The 22,625-nt window shown below is 69.4% G+C and carries 16 protein-coding genes; 6 read left to right on the top strand and 10 right to left on the bottom strand.

Going from position 1 to position 22,625, the window contains the following annotated elements; genetic code table 11:
* Positions 1–53 precede the first annotated feature (53 nt).
* From ACZ68P_RS26320 to ACZ68P_RS26310, 3 genes are all read left to right on the top strand, one after another.
* A complete protein-coding gene (locus ACZ68P_RS26320; protein ID WP_471010288.1) occupies positions 54–563 on the top strand; it encodes a DUF6069 family protein in 510 nt (169 codons plus the stop codon).
* 311 nt (positions 564–874) lie between these two features.
* Positions 875–1,621 (top strand): SAM-dependent methyltransferase, encoded by a 747-nt coding sequence (locus ACZ68P_RS26315; protein ID WP_471010286.1) that lies wholly within the window; start codon positions 875–877, stop codon positions 1,619–1,621.
* Positions 1,622–1,772: 151 nt separating this feature from the next.
* Positions 1,773–2,204, top strand: a complete 432-nt coding sequence (locus tag ACZ68P_RS26310; protein WP_471010284.1) for a hypothetical protein — start codon at positions 1,773–1,775, stop codon at positions 2,202–2,204.
* A gap of 123 nt (positions 2,205–2,327) precedes the next feature.
* Here ACZ68P_RS26310 and ACZ68P_RS26305 read toward each other — a convergent pair whose 3' ends face one another.
* The 3 genes from ACZ68P_RS26305 to ACZ68P_RS26295 form a co-directional block, all read right to left on the bottom strand.
* The gene (locus ACZ68P_RS26305) at positions 2,328–3,359 is read right to left on the bottom strand and encodes a phosphotransferase family protein (protein ID WP_471010282.1); all 1,032 of its coding nucleotides are present in this window, start codon (positions 3,357–3,359) and stop codon (positions 2,328–2,330) included.
* A gap of 493 nt (positions 3,360–3,852) precedes the next feature.
* A complete protein-coding gene (locus ACZ68P_RS26300; RefSeq protein ID WP_471010280.1) occupies positions 3,853–5,997 on the bottom strand; it encodes a discoidin domain-containing protein in 2,145 nt (714 codons plus the stop codon).
* 329 nt (positions 5,998–6,326) lie between these two features.
* Positions 6,327–7,319 carry a LacI family DNA-binding transcriptional regulator gene (locus ACZ68P_RS26295; protein WP_471010277.1) on the bottom strand — a complete coding sequence of 331 codons (993 nt, stop codon included), beginning with the start codon at positions 7,317–7,319 and terminating at the stop codon, positions 6,327–6,329.
* 542 nt (positions 7,320–7,861) lie between these two features.
* On the opposite strand from ACZ68P_RS26295, the gene ACZ68P_RS26290 reads away from it, so the two are divergent.
* Positions 7,862–9,595, top strand: a complete 1,734-nt coding sequence (locus ACZ68P_RS26290; protein WP_471010275.1) for a discoidin domain-containing protein — start codon at positions 7,862–7,864, stop codon at positions 9,593–9,595.
* Between the two features lie 214 nt (positions 9,596–9,809).
* Here ACZ68P_RS26290 and ACZ68P_RS26285 read toward each other — a convergent pair whose 3' ends face one another.
* Positions 9,810–10,550 carry a class I SAM-dependent DNA methyltransferase gene (locus ACZ68P_RS26285; RefSeq protein ID WP_471010274.1) on the bottom strand — a complete coding sequence of 247 codons (741 nt, stop codon included), beginning with the start codon at positions 10,548–10,550 and terminating at the stop codon, positions 9,810–9,812.
* Positions 10,551–11,292: 742 nt separating this feature from the next.
* Between ACZ68P_RS26285 and ACZ68P_RS26280 the strand changes: the two genes are divergently transcribed.
* On the top strand, positions 11,293–12,672 hold the full coding sequence (locus tag ACZ68P_RS26280) for a glycoside hydrolase family 10 protein (protein ID WP_471010272.1): 1,380 nt from the start codon (positions 11,293–11,295) through the stop codon (positions 12,670–12,672).
* 85 nt (positions 12,673–12,757) lie between these two features.
* On the opposite strand, the gene ACZ68P_RS26275 is transcribed toward ACZ68P_RS26280, so the two are convergent.
* From ACZ68P_RS26275 to ACZ68P_RS26260, 4 genes are read right to left on the bottom strand one after another with little or no spacing between them, the layout of a single operon-like run.
* On the bottom strand, positions 12,758–15,232 hold the full coding sequence (locus ACZ68P_RS26275; RefSeq protein WP_471010271.1) for a beta-xylosidase/alpha-l-arabinosidase: 2,475 nt from the start codon (positions 15,230–15,232) through the stop codon (positions 12,758–12,760).
* On the bottom strand, positions 15,229–16,050 hold the full coding sequence (locus ACZ68P_RS26270; protein WP_471010269.1) for a carbohydrate ABC transporter permease: 822 nt from the start codon (positions 16,048–16,050) through the stop codon (positions 15,229–15,231). The genes ACZ68P_RS26275 and ACZ68P_RS26270 overlap by 4 nt, the downstream gene beginning before the upstream one ends.
* Positions 16,047–16,973, bottom strand: coding sequence for a carbohydrate ABC transporter permease (locus ACZ68P_RS26265; RefSeq protein ID WP_471010267.1), 927 nt, complete (start codon positions 16,971–16,973; stop codon positions 16,047–16,049). The genes ACZ68P_RS26270 and ACZ68P_RS26265 overlap by 4 nt, the downstream gene beginning before the upstream one ends.
* Positions 16,974–17,005: 32 nt before the next feature.
* Entirely contained in the window at positions 17,006–18,310 is a 1,305-nt protein-coding gene (locus tag ACZ68P_RS26260; protein WP_471010266.1) for an ABC transporter substrate-binding protein, read from the bottom strand.
* A 139-nt stretch (positions 18,311–18,449) separates the two neighbouring features.
* Here ACZ68P_RS26260 and ACZ68P_RS26255 point away from each other — a divergent pair, with 139 nt between their 5' ends.
* Positions 18,450–19,481: a LacI family DNA-binding transcriptional regulator gene (locus ACZ68P_RS26255; RefSeq protein WP_471010263.1), complete on the top strand. Its 1,032-nt coding sequence runs from the start codon at positions 18,450–18,452 to the stop codon at positions 19,479–19,481.
* Positions 19,482–19,554: 73 nt separating this feature from the next.
* On the opposite strand, the gene ACZ68P_RS26250 is transcribed toward ACZ68P_RS26255, so the two are convergent.
* Both ACZ68P_RS26250 and ACZ68P_RS26245 read right to left on the bottom strand, forming a co-directional pair.
* On the bottom strand, positions 19,555–20,967 hold the full coding sequence (locus ACZ68P_RS26250; protein ID WP_471010262.1) for a non-reducing end alpha-L-arabinofuranosidase family hydrolase: 1,413 nt from the start codon (positions 20,965–20,967) through the stop codon (positions 19,555–19,557).
* Positions 20,968–21,563: 596 nt separating this feature from the next.
* Positions 21,564–22,346 (bottom strand): hypothetical protein, encoded by a 783-nt coding sequence (locus ACZ68P_RS26245; RefSeq protein ID WP_471010261.1) that lies wholly within the window; start codon positions 22,344–22,346, stop codon positions 21,564–21,566.
* Positions 22,347–22,625 lie beyond the last annotated feature (279 nt).

Raw genomic sequence — 22,625 nt, 5'->3', positions numbered from 1 at the left:
CGTACGCCGCCGGCCATACGGAACGCGGCACTTCACACGTTGGAGGAGCTTCCATGTCAAGCAGCACCGTTCCCGGCTCCGGCCCCGCCGTGCCCGCCGGGACCTCGGTCCCCCGTTCCGGCCTCTCCTGGTGGAAGCTCCTGGTCACCGGCGCGGTCGCCGCGGCCCTGGTCAATCTGGTCGTTCTGGGCGTCGCCAAGCTGGCCGGTGCCTCGCTCATCGTCGTCGACGGCGGCCAGGAGCACCCGATCACGATCGGGGGTGTCCTCGGCTCCTCCGTCCTCCCGCTGGTCGTCGGCACGGGCGCTGCCATGTTGTTGGCCCTGTGGACGCCGGTCTTCCTACGGCTCGCGCAGTACGCGGGCGGTGGGCTGGCCCTGCTGTCGGTCGCCGGCCCGCTGTCGTCCGATGCCGACGGAGGCACCGTGGCCGCCCTGTCCCTCATGCACATCACCCTCGGTGTGGCGGTCGTCGCCACCTTGGAGCTCCACCGCCGCCACACAAGAGGCGCCGGTCAGCGACCCGTTGAGGACCCTCTGAACGGTCCTGCCGGTGTGAGCTGACCGGCCGACCCTGCACGCGGCACGCGGGCGGGCGGGCCGTGAACGCCCCCCGTCACGGCTCGTCCGCGCTGGAGGCCGCTTCGAGCGTGGACACCTCGCCGAACGACCGGCGGCCCGCATCACACGAGGCGCATGCCGGCAGACGTGAAACGCGATGGACACGGTGATATCAACGGCCGTACCCTCGACCGGTCCCAGCCTTCACACGTCCGAAGAGGTGCACTTGATGACGGTCCAGGTATGCGCGGCCAACTCCCGTCGGCCGCTTGACCAAGCCGTCATGACCTCCACGGACCGAAGGAACCCTTGTAGTGGATCTGCCACGTAGCTTCACCATCCGCGAGAGCAGCCATCGCATCTGCAACCCGTTCACCAGCGAGAAGCTGGCCCTCCTGGGTCAGGCCATCAGCCCGCCGCCGGGCCCCCGCATGCTCGACCTCGCCTGCGGCAAGGGCGAGATGCTGTGCACCTGGTCCCGGGACCACGGTGTGACCGGCACAGGCGTGGACATCAGCACCGTCTTCCTCGACGCGGCCCGAGGGCGGGCAGCTGAGCTGGGCGTTGCCGACCGAGTCGACTTCGTGCACGCGGACGCCTCGGGCCATGTCGCCGCCGATCCCGTCGGCATCGCCGCCTGCATCGGCGCCACCTGGATCGGCTCCGGCGTGGCGGGTACGGTCGAACTCCTGCGGCGCAGTCTCGTTCCCGGCGGCATGATCCTGATCGGCGAACCGTACTGGCGCCGCGAGCCTGAGGACCAGTCCGTCGTCGAGGGCTGTCACGTGGCCCGCAAGGACGACCTGCTCATGCTGCCGGAACTGCTCGAACGGTTCAGGGACCTGGGCTGCGATGTCGTCGAGATGGTCCTTGCCGACCAGGACAGCTGGGACCGGTACGTCGCGGCGCAGTGGCTCAACATCCGACGCTGGCTCGATGCCAACCCCGACGACGAGCTCGCCGGCACGATGCGCGCGGAACTCACTGCGGCACCCGTCCACCACGCCAGGTACCAGCGCGAGTACCTCGGGTGGGGCGTGTTCGTCCTGATGGACCGCTGACGCACCCCTCCTCGTGAGCCCCGGCACCACGTGCCGGGGCTCACCCGCGGGGCGCCACCCTTCCCGGTCCGCGCAACACCGAGAGCCTGTGCGTCCCTTGGGAAGATGACGCAGGTAGATGATGAGTGAATCGCGCACGTAGGGTGTCGACATGTCGCTCAGCCACATAGTCCTGTCGTCCGGTCGTACGGTCGAGCTCACCGAGCTGCGGATGTCATCGACCTACGGGGGGATGCTGGAGGGCTACCCCTGCAAGCCCATCAACGACATGCAGGTCAGGGGCCTTCAGCGGCGGGCCGAGGAGTCGTTTCCCTCCACGCCGGTCCACCTGGTTCCACCCACCCGCGAGTACCCGGACCGGACTGCCGGCGCGTTCGGCCCCGTCGAGGTGCTGCCTCGTGTGGCCTGCATCGGTGCCTTCCGCTCGGCAGCGGTCGCTCCTGAACTCGACCCGGTGCTGCACCGTTCCGCCCTCACCGCGATCTGGTTCCAGACCGACTTGCAGGTCCCGTCAGGTGAGGACGTCCATCCTGCACTGCGCGGCGTTCCTTGGGAGGAACTGGCCCAGGACTACGAGCTCTAGCGGTGGGTGCGTCGTTGTCACTCGTTGATGGCCGCGCCGGACGGTCACCCGTCGCGGGCCGCGAGCTCGTCGTATCGCGTGCCGACAGCACGGTGCCGCACGTGACACACCGCCCCGCCCGTCTCACGCCCGGAGGGCGTCCAGTACGGCGAACTGTTCCGCGATGCGGTCGGCGGACCAGGTGTCGAGCCAGGCCGCGAAGTGTCCCCCGTAGCCACGGGGAGCGGATTCCACGCGCATGATGAGCGCGAGGTAGATCCGGTAGAGGGCAAGCCGTATGCGAGCGCCGGTGTCGACGGTCAAGGCGGGGGCGACGGAGCGGTATCCGGCCATGAGGTTGGTGTCGTCCTCGGCCGCGCCGAGGGGGTCGAGTCCGACGAGTTCTGCCAGGGGGTCTCCGAAGAAGGCCCGTTCGCCGTCGATGAGGCCGGTCAGGGACCAGGAGCCGTCGACGGCCCGGTTCAGGACGACGTTGCCTTCCCAGGCGTCGAAGTGGACGAGCGCGGGACGGCGGACCTCCGCGAGCCGGTGGCCGAAACGTGCGGGCAGCTCGGCGAGCTCGGCGGCCGGGACGGGCAGGGTCACGCCGAATCGGCCCGCGTCGTCGAGGACGGCGCGGAGCATGGCGGTGAAAGCGGTGGGCCAGTCGGGGCCGGCGAGTTCGGCATCGGACCGCGGGTAGCCGAACGCGGGTCCGGTGACCGTGGCGACCCGGGCCATGTGCTCGCCCAGCCCGCGCCGCAGGCCGGCGCGATCGGCCGGACTGAGTCGGTCGCGGGCGGCGTCCCATGTGATGCCGTCGAGGTACGAGAGGAGCAGCCACTCGGCAGGAGCGCCGGGGCCGGAGGGCTGGTGGTGGAGAACGGTGGGCACCGGAGCACCCGCTCCCGCGGCGAGACGGTGGAAGAGGGCCTCGGTACCGAGGAGCCCCTGCTCGTGGGTGAGTGCGGGGACGCCGGCCATGGGCGCGGTTTTGAGTATCAGCCGCCGTCCGTCGGCGAGTTCGAGCAGGCGGACGGAGTTGTAGAGGCCCCCGCTGAGAGCGTTGTCACGGGTGACGGTCACCGGGCCGAGGACCGGGCGCAGTCGCTCGGCGACGTGCGCGTCGGCATCGCCGGGTCCCGAGGGGGGCGAGGAGGTGGTCGTGGTGGCCATGGGTGACTCCTGCCTCGGAACGTGGGGCGGGAGGGCCGGACCTGTGCACAACACGGCAGGCGCCGCCACAAGCCTCCACGGCATGCGCCGGCAAGGTTCCGCCGGCCGGCCCCGCCCGTACCGTACGCGTGTCCGCTCCCTGCGCGACAGTACGGTGATGTCGGCCTGTCGACTGGTGTGCCGGGCCCCGTGCGGGAGTCCCGGGGTGGCGGGGCCGAGCGGCAGGCCCCGCCACCCGTCAGGGGGGCTCGGAGTGGTCAGCTGGAGACGCCGAACTCGTGGAGGGCGTAGCCCTCAGCCGGTGCTCCTGGCTGATTCATGACGCCGGGCGCGGGGAGCCGGACTCTGCGGGCCGGCTCGTATGCGGCGTTTCCTGTTGAGGTGATGCACGGTCTTGTCGTGCGGGCCCTTCCGGGCCGGGGCCGATGACGTGATCACCCGGCCCGGAAGGAGTCGAAGTCCCTCACCGCCGTGAGGCGGTGAGGAAGGCGTCTCAGGGGAAGGAGACGACGGTCGAGGGCACGGTCGAGGTGCCGGCGGGGATCGTGGAGGCACCCGTGTCGTTGATCACGTGGTTGTAGTGGCCCATACCGCCCAGGGAGACCACCAGGAGGCTGTGGAACTTCACCCCCGGCTTGACCGGCGCCTTGAAACCGTGGTCCTGCACGATCGTCGGGTCCACGTTGTAGTTGCAGTAACTGCCCAGCCCCCACGCCTCATGCGTGGTCACCGAGTCGTCCACCCGGTAGGCGGCGTACCCCTTCGTCGTACCGTTCTGGATCGCCGCCTGGTTGGGAGCGTCGTACGCCTTCTCGTTCTGGTAGAAGATCGTGCGCCCGCGCTCGCCGTACCACTCCACGTCGTACTTGTTGAAGTGCTCCACGAACAGACCCGTGGCGAGCACGTCGTCACCGTTGACCCGCACGCCGTAGTCCGCCCGGTTGGTCTCCCAGCCCCAGCCCTCACCATGATCGGCACGCCACACCCAGGTGTGGTCCACGATCGCGTCGTCACTGTTGACGACCATGCTGGTGGTGGCCTTGCCGACGTGGGCGCCGCCGATGCGGATGTACACGTCCTGCACCGTGGTGGGGTTGGCAGCGTGGTCGGCGGAGGCCCCCTGCTGACCGATCTCCAGAAGAGTCGGGGAGTTGACCGAGCCCGCGTCGATCAGGAAGCCGGCGAGCCGGACGCCGTCGACGTCCGCCACCTTCATCGCGGTGACGCCGTTGTCCGGGATGATCGTGGCGAGGCCGAGGCCGAGCACGATGGTGTTCGCCCGGTTGACGTTGATGCTCTGGTCGACGTGGTAGACACCCGGCGTGAACAGCAGGTGCAGGCCCTGGGCCAGCGCCTGGTTGATCGTGGCGGCGGTGGCGCCCGGCTTGACCACATAGAACTGGCTCAGCGGGATGGACTCACCCTGCGGGGTGCCGCCCGCCCAGCTCGTGCCGCGGGCGTTCACGCGCTTGGCGGGCGCGAACACCTTGTACTCGCTGCCGTCCAGATAGAGATACGGCTTCTCGCGAGAGATCGGGGTGGTGTCGAGCGTGGTGTAGCGGGGCTCGGGGAAGGAGGTGGCCGGAGCGCCCTGGACTCCGGAGAAGGTCTGGTTCCAGACGCTGTTGGACCAGCCGCCGATGGAGCTCTCGCGGGTGTACCACTGCTGCTGGGAGTAGTTGCCGACCTGGCCGTCGATCTTAGAGTCGGCGATGTAGCCGCCGCTGGCCCAGCCGTAGCCGTTCGGCGCCAGGTTCAGCCCGCCCTTGACGTGCATACGCCGGAAGGAGGACGCCTGCGAGACCGCCCACCGGTTGGTGCCGTTGACCGGGTTCAGGGTCAGGCCCTCGGCGCCGCGCCAGAAGTTCTGCGTGGCGTTGCCGTTGAACCAGCCGGCGTCGACGGTCACATCACCGTTGATGGTGGTGTCGCCGGGGCGCAGGCCGAGTCCGGCGATCTGGGTGTAGAAGCCGATCTGCGCGTTCAGGTTGTTGTACGTCCCCGGCTTGAACAGGAACGCATGCCGCCCCGAACCGAACTGCGCCGACTCCTGCTGCTGGAACACCTGATCCAGCTTGCTCTGGATACCCGGCGTGGACGGGTCGAAGACGTGCACGTTCGGGCCCAAGTCACCACCACCCGGCAGAACCGGTCCGCTGTCGCCCTCACCGCCGTACACCTGGAACTCCCACAGCGAGTACCCGTAGCCCGTGGCCCGCGTCACGCCCTGCATGCGCACATACCGGGCCGTGCCGGATATCGCGAGGGTCTCGGTGCCGCCCGCCCCGGTCGCGGTCGAGTAGGCCGTCGACCAGTTGGTGCCGTCCGTCGACAGTTCGATCCGGTACGCCTTGGCGTAGGCCGCCTCCCAGCGCAGTACCACCTGGCTGACCGCGACGGAGCTGCCGAGGTCGATCTGGATCCACTGGGAGTCCTGCCACTGGCTCGCCCAGCGGGTCCCGATGTTCCCGTCGACCGCGTCGCCGGCCGGGGTCCCGTAGTGCTCCTGACTGGAGGCCTTCACCGGCTTCCCCTCGGACAGCAGCGAGGGAGCTGCCTGCGCCGCCGTCGTGGGAACCACCGCCAGAAGCGTGGCCGCAAGGGCGGTGACGACGGCACCGGCGAGACTGCGCCGCATGCGCCCGCGGGGTGGCGGCGAGGCCGCCATAGGCACGCCAAACGTAGACATAGGGGGGTCTCCTTGGAGCGAGAGAGGCGCAGGGGGAGAGCGCTCCCGGAACCATGCCCTCCCGCCCAGGCGTGGTCAAGATCTCCGGCAAGGCTTTTCTTTTTACTTGACTTAAGTGCCGATGAAGGTCTCCGTGATGCCTCGTCACCCACCGAGGGGTGGGAAAGCGCACGGACCTGCGGGTTCTCACCCGCTCACCCATCCGCACCCCCGCGAGTCGGCGGGCATCCACATCGGCACGCGGAATGCCGAGGCGCGACCGGGAGGCGAGCTTCCGCTCAGGAGGACTCCCGCACCACCAGTTCGTTCGGCATGATCACGGGCTCCCGGGCCTGCCCTGCCAGCAGGCCGAGCAGGAGGCGGACGGCGGCCGACGCCTGGTCGGCCATCGGGCTGCGCACCGTGGTCAGCGGCGGGGCACTGTAGGCAGCGGCCTCGATGTCGTCGAAACCGACGACGGCCACATCGTCCGGTACGCGCCGCCCCATCTCCCTCAACGTCCGCAGAGCACCGATCGCCATGAGGTCGTTGGCCGCGAACACCGCGTCGAGGGACGGCTCGTCGGCCAGGAGCTGCCGCATGGCCTCGGCGCCGGAGATCCGGGTGAAGTCTCCCAGCGCCACCAGCGGGCGCCGTCCGGTGTCGCGCAACGCCTCGCGGTAGCCCGCGAGTCGTTCGCGGGCGTCGCTGAGGTCCAGGGGTCCGGTGATGGTGGCGACGCGCTTCCGCCCTCGGCCCAGGAGATGGCGCACGGCGAGGCCCGCGCCGCCGGCGTTGTCCAGATCCACGTAGGGCACGGACGGCGCCGCGGTGCGGCCGAAGGAGACCACGGGCAGCGAGGTCCTGGCCAGCACGGCGGGCAGCGGGTCGGCGCCGTGCAGGGAGAGGAGCAGGACGCCGTCCACATTGCCGGCGGCCACGTAGCTTTCGACGCGGGCCCGGCTGCGGTCGGACTCCGCGAGCATGAGCACCACCTGCTTGTCGGCCGCCTCCAGGTCTCGGCTGGCGGCCCGCACCACCGTGGAGAACAGCGGGTCGTCGGAGAGCACCCCCTGCGGCGGATCCGAGACGACCATCGCCACCGCGTCCGTCCTGCGCGTCACCAGTTTGCGAGCCGCCGCGTTGGGGACGTACCCCAGTTCGCGTACGGCGCGCATCACCACGTCACGGATCTCCGGTGCGACGGTGTGTTCCCCGTTGACCACCCGCGACACACTCGACTTGGACACGCCGGCACGCGCCGCGACCACATCGAGCGTGGGTCGCTTCATCCCTGAACGCCTCGCTGCCCCCGGTGCCATCTGCCGCCCCCGTCTGTCGTTCCCGTACCGCAGCGGCCCCGGCCTCACCGACCGATGCCAGGTCGGAGCCATGTCACCGGTGCAAGGTCGGAGCCGTGTCGGCGAACCGTCCTGGCTCGACCCTACGAAATGCCCGCCCGTCCGCAATCCCCCGGGCCGAAGAGGTCCGGCCCACGGACGCGACGACTCCCTTCGGACTCTCGACGTGCCGCCGAAAGCGGCATACCCCAGGGAGCGTTCCCTCAAAAGACGGCGAGACATGCCACGCCCCGGACAAGGCCCGTGCGGGCGCCGACCCCTCGACCAAAGCCGTGGCCCCGCAGGCGAGAAGCAGAAAATGCACCGAATAAGGCATCTCTACAATCACTTTGACGGTCTTTCAGGAGCGGGAATCTCGGCCTCCCCCGCCGTGTCGAAACCCTTGACACCTCCTGTCGGCAGCAGCAGGCTCCCCCTCCAGGGAGCGCTCCCTGACCCTCTCCCGCACCGCGCGTTCGCTTCGAGGAGCCGCCATGAGTCCGATGCTCCGCCGCCTGGGCCTGTTCATAGCCTTGGCGGTCACCCTGCTGTCGCTCGCCGTCCTGCCTGCCCCTCCGCCCGCCCACGCCGCCGACGCTCTGCTTTCCCAGGGCAGACCGGTGACGGTCTCGTCCACGGAGAACCCGTTCGCCGGCGCCAACGCCGTGGACGGCGATTCCGGCACCCGCTGGTCCAGCGCCTTCGCCGACCCCCAGTGGATACAGGTCGACCTGGGCGCTTCCGCCAAGATCAGCGACGTCACCCTGAACTGGGAAGCCGCCTACGCCAAGGCCTTCCAGATCCAGGTGTCGGCCGACGCTCGCACCTGGTCCACGGTCCACGAGACCGCCACGGGCACCGGCGGCAACCAGCGGCTGAGCGTCGCGGGAACCGGCCGGTACGTCCGCGTGTACGGCACCCAGCGCGCCACCGCGTACGGGTACTCCCTGTGGGAGTTCCAGGTGTACGGCACCAAGGACACCGGCGGCGACCCGGATCCGACGCCCGGGGAGAAGCTCCTGTCCTACGGCAGGACCGGCACCGCCTCCAGCTCGCAGACCGACGGTCAGTGCTGGGAGTGCACCCCGGCCCGCGCCTTCGACCGCGACCCCGCCTCCCGCTGGGCGACCAGCCCCACCACCGGGTGGACCGACCCCGGCTGGATCTCCGTCGATCTGGGCGCGACGGCGCAGATCAGCAAGGTGGTGCTCCAGTGGGACCCGGCCTACGCCAAGGCGTTCCAGATCCAGGTCTCGACCGACAACGCGAACTGGGTCCCGATCTACTCGACCACGGCGGGCACCGGGTTCAAGCAGACCCTGACCGTGTCCGGCACCGGGCGGTACGTCCGCATGTACGGCACCCAGCGGGCCACTCCGTACGGGTACTCCCTGTGGGAGTTCCAGGTGTACGGCACCGGCGGAGCACCGGTCACCCCGCCTCCGCTGCCGCCCGACCCCGCCGACCCGCCCCGGATCGTCTGGCAGGACGAGTTCAACACCCCGGCGGGCACCAAGCCCGACCCTGCCAAGTGGACCGCGGACCCCGGAACCGGCCCCAACAACGAGCTGGAGTACTACACCAACCACGACAACGCGAGCATGGACGGCGCGGGTCACCTCGTCATGGAGGCCCGTAAGCAGGCCACCCCCGGCTCCTCGTGCCCCACCGACCCGCTCACCGGGAGCGGCACCTGCCAGTACACCTCCGCCCGGATGAACACCGGCAACAAGTTCGAGTTCACGTACGGCCGGGTCGAGGCGCGCATCAAGGTGCCCAAGGGCAACGGGCTCTGGCCCGCCTTCTGGATGATGGGCGCCGACTTCCTCGACGGCCGGCCGTGGCCGTACAACGGCGAGGTCGACATCATGGAGGTCCTCGGCAAGGACGTGAAGACCTCCTACTCGACCGTCCACGCTCCGGCCTACAACGGCGGTGGCGGGATCGGGGCTCCCTACAAGCTGCCGGGGGACGTCGACTACTCGGACGACTTCCACGTGTGGGCCGCCCACTGGGACAGCAAGGGCATCGTCTACAGCCTTGACGGCCGGACCGTCCTCACGCTCGACAAGGCGCAGATCGAGCAGACCCGCGGTCCATGGGTCTTCGACCACCCCTTCTACCTGATCCTCAACCTCGCCGTCGGCGGCGACTGGCCCGGACCGACCGACGCCTCGACCCCCTTCCCGGCGAAGATGCTGGTGGACTACGTGCGGGTCTACCAGTGACGCGCCGTTCATGACCGACATGGGGTGATCCTCGGCGGCCGCCACCGGCCGCCGGGCGCCCGTGGACCACGTGGCCGGGATCAGCGATCCCGGCCACTCGGCGTCCGCGTACCGGCTGTTGACGCGGGGAAGGGAGCCATGACGACATCGCCATCCGGGCAAGATCACCTGCCCCGGCGTGACCGGCGGCCGACCACACCCCGCTGGTCCGGCCTCAGGTCGGCTTGCGCCACACGGAGATGTGCTTCGTCGAGTCCTGGGTGAACGGCGCCCCGTCCCAGTCCTCGACGCGACGTTCCAGCTCGAGCCCCGCGATCCGTGCCATCAGGTCGAGCTCTGCCGGCCAGGCGTAGCGGTGTCGGGAGGTGCCGCGCCGGAAGCGGTCATCGTCGCCGTCGCGGGTGAAGTGGTGGGAGACGAGAACCTGCTTGACCAGGTCGAAGGTGTCGAAGCCGAGATGCCGCTCGGAGACGTCGAACGGCACCGCGACCTGGCCGGGCGGCAGGAACCGTAGCGGCGGCACGCCCAGCTCGATGACGAAGCGGCCGCCGGGCTCCAGATGACGCGCGGCGTTGCGGAAGCACTCGACCTGCTCGTCCTGCGTGAGCAGGTTGGTGATGGTGTTGTAGACGAGATAGACCAGGGTGAACGCGCCGGGAACGACGGTGGTGGCCATGTCCCCGATGGCCACCGGAAGCGCGTCCTCGTCGACCTTGCGCCGCAGCACCGCAGCCATGTGCTCGGACAGTTCGATGCCGACCACCGGCACGCCGCGCTCCCGGAGCGGGACGCCCACGCGTCCGGTCCCGATGGCGAACTCCAGTGCCCGGCCGTCTCCGGCGAGCTCGGCGAGAAGGGCGAGAGTCGGGCCGAGAACGGCAGCCGAGGACATGTCGGTCTCCTCGGCGTCGTAGCGGTCGGCGATCGCGCGGGTCCACAGCTCACTGCTCGTCACGGGCGGACACCTTGCCGGGTGGGGAGGGTCGCTGTCGAAGCATTTACTCTTCCGCCGGCCCCGATCACCCGGTTCGGGGCGAGCCGGTGCGGACCTTCCAGCGCACCCTCCGGCTCGTGGGCACCGGTGCGGTCGTGTCCCGACGCCATGCACGGATCGGGCGGCTCGATGCTCAAGCCCATACCGTGATGTGACGAAAAAGTACCGCGAAGAGAGGACGACGCTCCGCGGCCCGGAGGGCATCATCGTGGGACTTGCCGAGCAACTTCGCTGAGCGAAGAAGCCGAACCATGCAACCGACCGACGCCTGGGCGACGGTACGGCGAACGTGCTCGGCATGCGGCAACAGGGCAGACCGCCGTCCCTGACGAAATCCGGCGACGCGGCATCCTTCGATCCGGCGACCGCTGCCCCGCCTCCAGGCGAGCGGACCGAAATTGTTTCGATCGTGCCGCGCCATTGTTTCGGCGTCGTACATCCCCCAGGATCTCATTGGCAGCCACCTTCCCGTGCAACAGACGGGCAGGACCGGCTTGCCGACGCCTGAAACCTTTCGCTGGCATCCCGGGAACAGGCCAGTACCGGAGGAGGGATCGTACGCCACTCCTGGCCTGACCGGCCCGCCCGTGGCCGGCCGGCGTCCGGCCACGGGCGCGACCACCGCCGCGCTCAGGCCGGGAGCCGGCATCCCGACGCCATCCGCCCGACCCCGCTCAGTCCGCCCCACAGGAAAGAGATTGTCATGATCCGAACAACCGAGAACGCACCCGGAGAGGGCCGCGCCCCTCTCCGCGCCTCCGCACGCAGGGCAGTGGCCCTCTCCCTCACCGGGCTGCTCGCGGCCACCGGTGTCGTCGCCCTGTCGGGCACCGCCCACGCGGCGAGCACCCTCGGTGAGTCGGCAGCCGCCAAGGGCCGCTACTTCGGCACGGCGGTCGCCGCGAACCACCTCGGTGAGGCGCCCTACGCCGCCACGCTGAACACGGAGTTCAACTCGGTGACCCCCGAGAACGAGATGAAGTGGGACGCGCTGGAGGCGTCCCGGGGATCGTTCACCTATGGGGCCGCCGACCAGATCGTCGGCCACGCGCAGGCCCGCGGCATGAAGGTGCGGGGACACACCCTGGTCTGGCACTCCCAGCTGCCCGGGTGGGTGGGGTCCCTGGGTACGAACGACCTCCGTTCCGCGATGAACAACCACATCACCCAGGTCATGCGGCACTACCAGGGCAAGATCCACTCGTGGGACGTCGTCAACGAGGCCTTCCAGGACGGCAGCAGCGGCGCCCGCCGCAGTTCGCCCTTCCAGGACAAGCTCGGCAACGGCTTCATCGAGGAGGCCTTCCGCACCGCCCGGGCCATCGACCCGGCCGCGAAGCTCTGCTACAACGACTACAACACCGACGGGGTGAACGCGAAGTCCAACGCCGTGTACGCCATGGTGAAGGACTTCAAACAGCGCGGTGTGCCCATCGACTGCGTGGGCTTCCAGAGCCACTTCAACAGCCAGTCCCCCGTCCCCGCCGACTTCCAGCAGAACCTGCAGCGTTTCGCGGACCTCGGCGTCGACGTGCAGATCACGGAACTGGACATCGAGGGGTCCGGCACCTCGCAGGCCACGAGCTACGCCAACGTGGTGAAGGCATGCCTCGCCGTGACGCGCTGCACGGGCATCACCGTCTGGGGCGTCACCGACAAGTACTCCTGGCGCGCGAGCGGGACCCCGCTGCTCTTCGACGGGAACTACGGCAAGAAGCCCGCCTACGACGCCGTGCTGTCCGCCCTGGGCGGTACCGGCGGCGGCGGAAACGGCACCCGAACATGCACCGTCTCGTACGCGAAGCAGGAGACGTGGGGTGACCGGTACAACGGCAAGGTGACGGTCACGGCGGGGAGTTCGCCGATCAGCGGATGGAACGTGCGGGTGACCGTCGGCTCGGCGCAGCGGATCTCGGCCACCTGGAACGGCACGCCCAGCTGGGACAGCACCGGGAAGGTGATGACGATGACCCCGAACGGCAACGGAAGTCTGGCGGCCGGCGGGACGACGAGCTTCGGCTTCACCGTCATGACGAACGGCGACACGGCGCCGCCGGCCATCAGCGCCTGCACCGCCTCCTGACCGGAGCGTCCGGCCAGAGGAACGGAAGGGGCCTTCGCGGGTGCGTCCCACCCGCGAAGGCCCCTTCCGGCCGGTGCCCGCCGGACTACGACGCGTCCGTGTGGAGCTCCGTCGCGACGTCCATGTGCAGCCGCCGCGTGTGGTCGACCGTGCGTACAGGTCCGGTCAGCGTGACCCGTGCCGTGAGGCGTGTGTCGGTGCTCGACGCGCTCAGCCGCAGTTCGAGGTCGCCCGGCTCGACGATCCGGTGGCCCTCGCGGCCCGTGAAGGACGCGAGGTCCGCCGGGACGGTCATCCGCACCCTGGCAGCCCGTCCGGGTTCCAGGCCGAGGCGGACGTACCCGATGAGGCGTTGCACCGGCTGGACCACGGAGGCGACCGGGTCGTGCAGGTACACCTGGACCACTTCGGTCCCCTTCCGGGCGCCCGTGTTGTGGACGGTGCAGGAGAGCGTGAGCTCCCCTTCCGTCGATGCCCGTCCCCGCTCCACGACGAGGTCGCTCCACTCGAAGGCGGTGTACGTCAGACCGTGGCCGAACCCGAAGGCGGGGGTCGGATCGACGCTGGACACTTCACTGGAGTGTCCCAGCCGGGCCGCCAGGTAGGTGGAGGGCTGGGAGCCCGGGTGGCGCGGCACGCTGACGGGGAGCCGGCCGGACGGTTCGGTGCGGCCGCTGAGCACCGAGGCGATGGCCGTCGTTCCTTCCTCGCCGGGGAAGAACGACTGCACGATGGCGGCTGCCTCGTCCGCCGCACGTCCGAGGGCGTAGGGGCGTCCGGCGAGCAGGGTGACGACGACGGGGGTGCCCGTGTCGAGGAGGGTGTCGAGGAGCTGTTCCTGCACGCCGGGGAGGGCCAGGTTCTCCGCGTCGCAGCCCTCCCCGCTCGTGCCCCGCCCGAAGAGGCCGGCCCGGTCGCCGAGTGCGAGGATCACGAGGTCGGCGGCCCCGGCCAGTTCGACGGCCTCTGCGAGCCCGCCGGTGGCCGGGCCGTCGATGTCGGCGCCCCGCGCGGTGACGATCTCGCTGTCGGGGAACTCCGCGATCAGCGCCTGCCGCAGGGTGGGGAGTTCGATGCCGAGCGGGGTCTCGGGGTGCCGGCCTCCGACGTGGACGGGGAAGGCGTAGCAGCCGAGGACGGCCGTCGGGTCGTCGGCGTTGGGCCCGATGAGTGCGATGCGGGCCGGGGCGCCGGCGGCCGGGTCCGCCGCCAGGGGCAGGGTGCCGTCGTTGCGCAGGAGGACGACGGCCTGTTCGGCGACGCGGCGGGCGAGCGCGCGGTTCTCGTCGGTGTCGAGGCGGACGGTCCCGCGCAACTCCTCCGAGTTCGCGCGTGCGGAGCCGTCCGCGTTCGCGGCTGCGGCGAGTACCGGCGGCACCGGGCTCCAGTCCGCGTCCAGCAACCCCAGTTGGGCTTTCTGTACGAGTACACGGCGTACCGCACGGTCCACCAGTGCCTCGGGGACGAGGCCCTCGGTGATCGCGTCGGTCAGCGGCCTGCCGAACGTCTTGACGGTCGGCAGTTCCACGTCCACACCGGCGCCGAGTGCGGCGCCGGCCGCTTCACCGAAGGTCGCCGCCACACCGTGCAGCGTCTTCAGGAAGGCGATGCCGAAGTAGTCGGCGACGACGGTCCCGTCGAATCCCCAGGTGTCGCGGAGCAGGCCGGTCAGCAGTGGCCCGTCGGCCGCGGAGGGGATTCCGTCGGTGTCGGTGTAGGCGTGCATGACGGACCGTACGCCGCTTTCGCGTACGGCCATCTCGAACGGGGGCAGGATGATGTCGGCCCGTTCCCGCGCGCCCATGCCGACGGGAGCGAGGTTGCGGCCCGCGCGCGAGGCCGAGTAGCCGGCGAAGTGCTTGAGCGTGGCGACGACCCCGGCCGACTCCAGTCCGCGCACATAGGCGGTGGCGATCGTTCCCACCAGGTAGGGGTCCTCGCCGATCGTCTCCTCCACGCGGCCCCAGCGTGCGTCGCGTACGACGTCGAGGACCGGGGCGAGGCCCTGGTGCACGCCGACGGAGCGCATGTCGCGGCCGATCGCGGCGGCCGTCTCGCGGATCAGCTCGGGATGGAAGGTGGCGCCCCAGGACAGCGGTACCGGGTAGGCGGTCGCGCCCCAGGTGGCGAAGCCCGCCAGGCATTCCTCATGGGCGAGCGCCGGTATGCCGAAGCGATTCGCCTGGGCGATCCGCTCCTGGGTGCGCGCCAGCGAGAGGGCGCCTACGGCCGGGTCGACGGGGGCCGTTCCGAAGGGGCGGGTCAGCTGGCCGAGGCCGTGCGGAAGGAGGTCGTCGAGGGCGACGGCCTCTTCCATGTCGTGCTGGAACGGCGCCACTTCGCCGCCCTCGTCGGACGCGCCCACCCAGACGCCGAAGAGCTGGGAGATCTTCTCCTGGAGGGTCATGGCGGCGATCAGGGCGTCGGCCCTGGCCTCGGGCGTGAGGGTGTGGTCGCGCCAGGGTCCGGTGCGGTGGTCCGTGGTGCCGGACAGCCGCTCCCGGGAGTCGGTGGCCTCGGCGGCTGTCTGCACGCCGGCGTTGTCGATGTTGGCGGTCACTTTCCTCCGACCCCCATCAGCCCTTGTACGAGGGCACGACGGGCGAACAGGTAGACGATCAGGATGGGGAGCATGGACAGGACGACTGCGGCGAGCAGGCCGGGGGTGTCGACTCCGTGTTCCGTCTGGAAGTCGTAGAGCCCCATGGTGACGACCTTGGTCTCCGCCGACTGCGTCAGGACGAGGGGGAAGAGGAAGCCGTTCCACGCCTGCAGCGCGGAGAAGACGACGATCGTCGAGACCCCGCTCTTGGACAGCGGAAGCACCAGCTGGAAGAAGACCCGCCGGGGCGAGGCGCCGTCCATAGTCATCGCCTCGTACAGCTCGGGGGTGATGTCACGCATCACGCCCGTGAGGATCAGGGCGCACACCGGCATGGCGAAGGCCGCCGTCGGCAGGATGACCCCGATGAGGTTGTCGTAGAGACCGGCCTCGCTGATGACGAAGAACATCGGGACGATGACCGCCTGCGAGGGGATCGCCAGGCCCAGGAGGAACAGCCGGAAGACCGCGGTGGTGGCCCGGCCCCGGCTCCTGACGATCGTGTACGCCAGCGGCGGGACGAGGAGCACGACGATGCCCACCACGCACACGGTGACGATGACCGTGTTGAGGAAGTACTGCGCGAAGCCGCTGTCGAGGTCGTTGACGTAGTTGTCGAGCGTGATGTGCTCGGGGAAGGCCAGGGGGCCGTTCGCCGCGTAGTCGGGGCGCGACTGCAACGTGGCGAAGAGCATCACGTACAGCGGCAGCCCCACCACGAGGAGCCAGACCAGCGAGCCGAAACCCGCCAGGTAGTTGGGACGGCTCTTCCTCACAGTCCCTCCATGGTGCTGCGCATCTTGTCGTAGCCCGAGAGCCGCACCACGATCAGCGAGATGACCGTGGAGACGAGGACCAGGAGGAGGGCGATGGCGGACGCCGCTCCGTAGTCGAAGCTCTTGAACGCCTTCTGGTACATGTAGTACGCGCTGATGGTGGTGTCGCTGCCCGGTCCGCCCTGGGTCAGGATGAGCACGGTGTCGAAGGTCGTGAGTCCGCCGACCACCATCAGGATCATCGAGGTGATGATCGAGTTGCGCAGCTGCGGCAGCGTGATGTGGAAGAACTGGCGCACCGTGCCCGCGCCGTCGATCTGCGCCGCCTGGTAGAGGACCGGCGGCACCGCGCGCGCCGCGCCCTGGTAGATCAGCGTGTGCAGGGGGGTGAACTGCCAGGTGCTGACGAAGACCAGGACGCCGATCGCGCTGGCCTGTCTTCCGAACAGGTTGCCGTCGCCGAACAGCCACGCGGCCTGCGCGGGGACACCGAAGTTGGGGTCGAGGACGGCGCGCCACAGCACGGACACGGCCGCGATGGACAGCAGCATCGGGACGAAGTAGATGGCGGACAGGACGGCCCGGTTGCGCTGGTGCCCCGCCGCCCAGACGCCGAGCAGGATGCTCAGCGGGGTCTGGACGACGACCCCGAGCACCGTGAGCAGGACGCTCAGCCAGAGGCTCTTGATCATGACGGGGTCGTCGAGGAGCTGCTTCCAGTTGTCGAGGCCGGTGAATTCCGGGTCGCCCAGTCCGTCCCAGCTGGCGAAGGAGAGTACGGCGACCATGAGGAGGGGGACGAGGGCGAAGAGGCCGAAGAAGGCGGCGGCGGGGGCCGCCCAGAGGAATCCCGGGCGGCCCGCTCCGATGCCGGACGAGCCGGCCCTCTCGCTGCCCGCGGAGGGTGCGGCGATTCGGGTCATGTCATGTGTTCCGAGTCCGGATTTCAGGGAGCTCACGAGGTCGGCAGCGCCTGCATGGCCTTGATGAACGCGTCCTCGTCCATCGAGCCGTTGAAGAACTGCTGCAGGGCCTGGTACATCGTGGTGGCCGCCGACTGGGGGTACGCCTGGTCCCAGGAGAGCTGGAACGCCGGGGCCGCCTTGACCAGGTCGTACTGGAACTTCGCGTACTCGGGGCTGGCGGCGGTGTCCAGGAAGCCTTCGGTGTTCGTCGTGGTGGGCAGATTGCCGATGGCGAGCTGCGCCTTGACGAACTGGTCCGAGTACATGAGCTTCAGGAACTCGGCGACGGCTTCCGGGTGCTTCGTCTTCTTCAGCACGGAGTAGAAGTTGTTGGTGTTGCCGACGACGTTCGCCGGGTCGCCCTTGCCGCCCTCGACGGAGGGGAAGGTGCCGTATCCGAGGTCGCTCTTGGCGAATGCGGGGTGCGCGTCCTGCTGCGTCGAGTACTCCCATGAGCCCATCAGCTCGAAGGCGGCCTTGCCGGTCGCCAGGAGCGTGGGGGAACCCTGGTCGGTGAACTTCACCGAGTCGTAGTTGGTGCCGAAGGCCCCGGCGTCCACCAGTTCCCTGATCTTGCCCAGCGCCTTGCGGCTGTCCGGGCTCGCCCAGGCGTCCTTGTCGCCGTCCAGGGCCTTCTGGAAGAGTTCCGGGCCGGCGATGCGGTCGTAGAGGTACTCGAACCACATCAGTGTCGGCCACCGGTCGCCGCCGCCCAGTGCGATCGGGGTGACGCCGTCGGCCTTCAGCGCCTTGACGGCCCCGAGCAGGTCGTCCCAGGTCTTCGGGGGTTCGACACCCGCCTCCTTGAGCACCTTGCCGTTGTGGAACAGCAGCACGGGCTGGGTACCGCGCATGGGGACCCCGTAGGACTGGCCGTCGACCACCGCGCTGTTGAACACGGACGGCAGGAACTTCGCCTTGAGGTCGGGGTCCTTGGCGATGAAGGAGTCCAGCGGGAGCAGCAGGCCGGCGTCGACGAACGGCTTGATGCTGCCGCCGCCCCAGTTGAAGAAGACGTCCGGCGCCTGCTTGCTGCTGATGATCGTCTGCAGCTTGGCCTGGTAGTCGGCGCCCGGGATCGTGTCCAGGACGGCCTTGACCTTCGATGTCTTGTTGAAGGTGGCGACGAGTTCCTTCTCCACCTTGTTCGCCGCGTCCCCGTAGACCAGGACGTGGATGGTGTCGTCGCCGCCGGCCGCATCGGAGTCCCCTCCGCACCCGGACAGGGAGAGCAGCAGGGCCAGCGCGGCACCACCGACGACAACGGTCCGCGGGAACCGTGCGCGTTGCTTCATCGACTCGCCTCTCGAAACTTTTCGGTGTGAGTACCGAAACTTCATGAGTCGGGACGCTAGGACTCCGCACCTGAGGGGTCAACCCTCGGTCGCCGCGTTATCAAAGCGTTACGCCTCGGCGGCGGTTGCTGCGTGCTTTATGCTCCTCGCCATGCGCGATGACGAGGAAATGGGCCGCATCACCCTGGCCCAGGTGGCCCAGCAGGCCGGCGTCTCCATTTCGACAGTTTCGAAGGTCCTCAACGGACGGCAGGACGTGTCGCCCCCCACGCGGGTCAAGGTGGAGCGCCTGCTGGAGGCCCATGCGTACCGGCGCACCACACGGTCGGCCCGCGAGGCGCCGCTCATCGAGATCGTGTTCCACGAGCTGGAGAGCATCTGGGCGATGGAGTTGATCCGAGGGGTGGAGAACGTCGCCAAGGCCCACAACGCCGGCGTCGTCCTCACCGAAAGCGGAACGCGCCACTCGCCCGGCCCCGAGTGGATGGAGGCGATGCTCCAGCGCCGGCCGCTCGGCGTCGTCCTGGTCTTCTCCGCCCTGCCCGGCGAAGTGAAACAGCAGCTCAGGGCGCGCTCGATCCCGTTCGTCATCATCGATCCGGCGGGCGACCCCGATCCGGACGTGCCCTCGGTCGGCTCGGCCAACTGGAATGGCGGACTGGCCGCCACCCGCCATCTCATCGAGTGCGGGCACCGGCGCATCGGGATCATCACCGGGCCCGAGGACATGCTCTGCTCCCGCGCCCGGCTCGACGGCTACCGGTCGGCGATGTCCATGGCCGGGCTGGAGGTGGATCCCGGACTCATCCTGTTCGGCGACTTCCACGTGGAGGGCGGATACGACCGCGCCACGGAGATGCTGTCCCAGCCGCAGCGGCCGACCGCGATCTTCGCGGGCAGCGACCTGCAGGCACTCGGCGTGCTGGAAGCCGCCCGGGTGCAGGGCCTGCGCGTGCCCCACGACCTCTCGGTGGTCGGCTACGACGACGTGTCCATCGCCCGCTGGGCCAGCCCGGCACTGACCACGGTCCACCAGCCGCTGCGCCAGATGGCGGAGGAGGCGGCGCAGATGCTGATGCGGCTACGGGCCCAGGAATCGGTGTCCACGCGACTGGAGCTGGCCACGAGTCTGGTCGTACGCAAGAGCACGGCGCCGCCGCCCGCGACGTGAGCGCCAGGGCCCGGTCCACGAGCCGATCGCCCGGCTCGGGCCGGCATCGGCTTCGTGGACCGGGCCCGGCGCGTCAGCGCTGCAGGGTGAGAACGCCCGGCCGGTACGGCAGCCGGTCGTAGTCGCCGCCGGCGGTGGGCGACTTGCCCTGGTAGAGGAACTGGAGGTTGCAGGGGTCGATGGTCATGGTCTGGTCGGGGTTGTCGCGCACCAGGTCACCGTGGCTGATGTCGTTGGTCCAGGTGGCACCGCTGTTGGCCTTACCCGCGAAGGGGTTGCTCTCGGTCGCGGCCTGCGGGGTCCACGTACCGCTCAGGCTGGAGGCGGTGAACGAGCGGAAGTAACGCCCCTGCGCCCCCATCGCCTCGACGATCATGAGGTACTGGTTCTGGCCCTGCACCTTGTAGACCTGCACCGCCTCGAACAGGTTGTTCGTCGAGTCGCTCATGATGGTCGTGTACGACGAGCCGAAGCTGCCCGGGAAGTTCCCGATGGGCATGCTCGCCCGGTAGATCTTGCCGTTGTCACCGGCGAAGAACAGGTACATGTTCTGGCCGTCACCGATCAGGGTCTGGTCGATCGGGCCGGTGGCGGAACCGGAGATGCTGCCGGTGAACAGCGGCTGCGGGGAGGACCAGCCGTGGGGGTTGGCCGGGTCGCTCGACATGCGGTAGACGAAGGCCGACGCGCCCCACTGGTACGCCAGCACCCAGATGTTCTTGGGCGCGAAGTAGAAGAGCGTGGGCGCCACAGCGGCCTGGCTCATCCCCGTCTGGCCCGCCGACGCCATGTCCGACCAGTTCGTGAAGGGACTGAACATCATGGAACCGTACGACATCCCCGACGAGTTGGACGCGTAGACCAGGCGCTTGCCGTTGTGCATCACGCTGGTGAAGTCCTTCAGCGAGACCCACCCGTTCGCCGGCTGCGCCAACGCTCCCGTCGACGTCCACCGGTACGTCGACGGAAGGGAGCAGGTGCCGCCCGTGGAGAGGCCGGTCCATTTCTGGCTGCTTGCGCCGTTGCAGGTCCGGATCTCCACCGCCGTTCCGTTGGCGGTACCGGAGCCCGCTGCGTTCAGACACAGGCCGGACTCCACGCCGACGATCGTGCCGTCCGCGTTCACCCGCCACTGCTGGTTGGCACCGCCGGAACACGTCCAGATCTGCACCCGCGTACCGGCCGTGGTGGCATGGCCCGGGACGTCCAGGCACTTACTGCCGTACACGGTCAGCTGATTGGCGTCCGTCAACGTCCACTGCTGGTTGGTCCCGCCCCAGCAATCGTAGATCTGCAGGTACGTGCCGTCGGCCTGGTTGGCGCCCGGCACGTCGAGACACCGGCCGGACCCGGCACCGCGCAAGGCGCCACTCGTGGCCGCCTGAGCCGGGGCGGCGATGAGCGTCGCCGCCACTGCGACCAGGGCCACGATGCAGGCGGTGAACACCGCGGACAGATGTCTGCGGCCGATACTTCCACTGCGCATGGGGAGTTCCTCGACTGTGAGTCAGTGGTTCCGGGTCGGCCCGTCGAAGGCTGCCCGGACTGTCGATGTGGCGCGGTTCCTCGCGGAGCCACGGTTTGCCCTGCACATGACATACGCACGGCATCGCGGTGGCGCCTGCCGCAGGGGTGGACCCCTCGGCGCCCCGGTCACGTCGCACGCAATCTCACTTCGTCCGATATTTCGAACGTGGTTCGAAGATTCGAGCAACCAGAATGATAGAGAGCGAGCAAGCCGCGTCAACGCTTTTCACATGATTCGCAAAGAACGCCGAAAACTTCGCGGGTCGATGGCTGCCGATCGAGTGCCGACTTGCGCGGTTCGTTTACCTTTGAGAAGAACAGGAGGGTGATGCGCGGAACCGGAAGACGTCGAGCGCGCCTTGCCCTACCGAGGGCGCTCCAGACCTGCCCGGAGCGCCTCGAAACCTTTCGTAGCCTTTCAGCGGCTCTGGCGGACCGAAGGAGGCCACGCCGAAGAGCCGGCCGGCTCGGGGCCGCTGGTGCGGCCGCCGAGCACGGTTTCAGGGCCGGAGCCGGTAGGAGAGGCGGGCGAGAGGCCGGATGTGCTGCCGGCCGTCAGGTGCATTCCTGGGTGGCGCTCACGGGGGTCCAGTCCGAGGGGCCGTGCCGGTTGGCCGCCCGCACTTGGTAGCACTGCCGCTCCGTCGGCTGGTCGGTGAAGGTGAACGACGTGGTGTTCGGGCCCACGCTCACGGTCGTGTTGAGGGTGCTGTTGCGGAGCTGGAAGTGCGTCTCGTCGGTCACCACGTCCTCCCAGTCCACCCGGACCCGGGAAGGATCCGCGGGATCGGGCCTGCTGGCGACCACGCCCGACACCGGGGCGGGACGCCCGGCCCCCATGCCCGAACCGGTCGCGTGTCGCAGGTCGAAGGACACCGAGGCGCTGTCGGGGGAGAACGCTTCGCTGTTACGGACGGACAGTCTCGCGTCCGTCAGGCTTTCGCCCGGGCGCATGCCCTGCTGGATGCCTTCGGACAGGTCGTCGAGGTCGTCGGTGAGGCAGCTCGACCCCTCAAGCAGCCGGAACGTCGGCGTTTCCACGACCGTCTCGTCGGTTCTGAGCCGGACCTGGACGCTCAGTTCGCCCACGGTCTGGTCGGCCACGCAGTGCGAGGTGGTCAGCGTGTCCGTCGGGTTGTCGTGGGTCAGGCGGACCTGCCTCCTGAAATCGAAGGTCTGGGTCGTGTCGTCGTCGAACACGCCACCCGCGTTGGTCACCGTCATCCTTCCGGTCAAAGAGATGGTGTGTGTGGTGGCGGCGGAGGCGGGCGGAGCCAGCCATACGCACAGCAGGGGGATCGGCAGAGCCGCAGCGGCGGCGGCGCGTCGCAGCTTCATCGCACACCTCGCGATCGGGGGAGAGGGAAGTCGGCGGTCGGCGTCCGGCGCGCCGCGGGCGCGGGTACCGTCGGGGAAGTCATCCCGGCACCTCCTTCGCGCCGGACCCTGTCGCGGCGCTCCCTCCAGCATGCCGAGGTCGTTCCGTACCCGCACCCGCAGCTCGGCGCGGCGCGCGGGAGGCCCGGCCGGGCAGGACTCCCGCCCCGTGACACGGTCGGCTGCCGCCTGCCCTCCGGCGAGTAGACCGGCGGCTCGTCGACAGCCCGGCCCTCACAC

It is taken from the genome of Streptomyces sp. NPDC036822, from assembly GCF_055609145.1.
Note: the sequence above shows the minus strand (reverse complement) of the source record. Positions and strands in the feature narration are given on the sequence as shown.

What these genes read in the sequence shown, in the direction of transcription:
- ACZ68P_RS26260 (WP_471010266.1), bottom strand. Translation starts at nt 18,310, where the DNA reads ATGAAGCAACGCGCACGGTTCCCGCGGACCGTTGTCGTCGGTGGTGCC.
- ACZ68P_RS26300 (WP_471010280.1), bottom strand. Translation starts at nt 5,997, where the DNA reads ATGCGGCGCAGTCTCGCCGGTGCCGTCGTCACCGCCCTTGCGGCCACG.
- ACZ68P_RS26320 (WP_471010288.1), top strand. Translation starts at nt 54, where the DNA reads ATGTCAAGCAGCACCGTTCCCGGCTCCGGCCCCGCCGTGCCCGCCGGG.
- ACZ68P_RS26250 (WP_471010262.1), bottom strand. Translation starts at nt 20,967, where the DNA reads ATGCGCAGTGGAAGTATCGGCCGCAGACATCTGTCCGCGGTGTTCACC.
- ACZ68P_RS26255 (WP_471010263.1), top strand. Translation starts at nt 18,450, where the DNA reads ATGCTCCTCGCCATGCGCGATGACGAGGAAATGGGCCGCATCACCCTG.
- ACZ68P_RS26295 (WP_471010277.1), bottom strand. Translation starts at nt 7,319, where the DNA reads ATGAAGCGACCCACGCTCGATGTGGTCGCGGCGCGTGCCGGCGTGTCC.
- ACZ68P_RS26245 (WP_471010261.1), bottom strand. Translation starts at nt 22,346, where the DNA reads ATGAAGCTGCGACGCGCCGCCGCCGCTGCGGCTCTGCCGATCCCCCTG.
- ACZ68P_RS26290 (WP_471010275.1), top strand. Translation starts at nt 7,862, where the DNA reads ATGAGTCCGATGCTCCGCCGCCTGGGCCTGTTCATAGCCTTGGCGGTC.
- ACZ68P_RS26280 (WP_471010272.1), top strand. Translation starts at nt 11,293, where the DNA reads ATGATCCGAACAACCGAGAACGCACCCGGAGAGGGCCGCGCCCCTCTC.
- ACZ68P_RS26305 (WP_471010282.1), bottom strand. Translation starts at nt 3,359, where the DNA reads ATGGCCACCACGACCACCTCCTCGCCCCCCTCGGGACCCGGCGATGCC.
- ACZ68P_RS26265 (WP_471010267.1), bottom strand. Translation starts at nt 16,973, where the DNA reads ATGACCCGAATCGCCGCACCCTCCGCGGGCAGCGAGAGGGCCGGCTCG.
- ACZ68P_RS26310 (WP_471010284.1), top strand. Translation starts at nt 1,773, where the DNA reads ATGTCGCTCAGCCACATAGTCCTGTCGTCCGGTCGTACGGTCGAGCTC.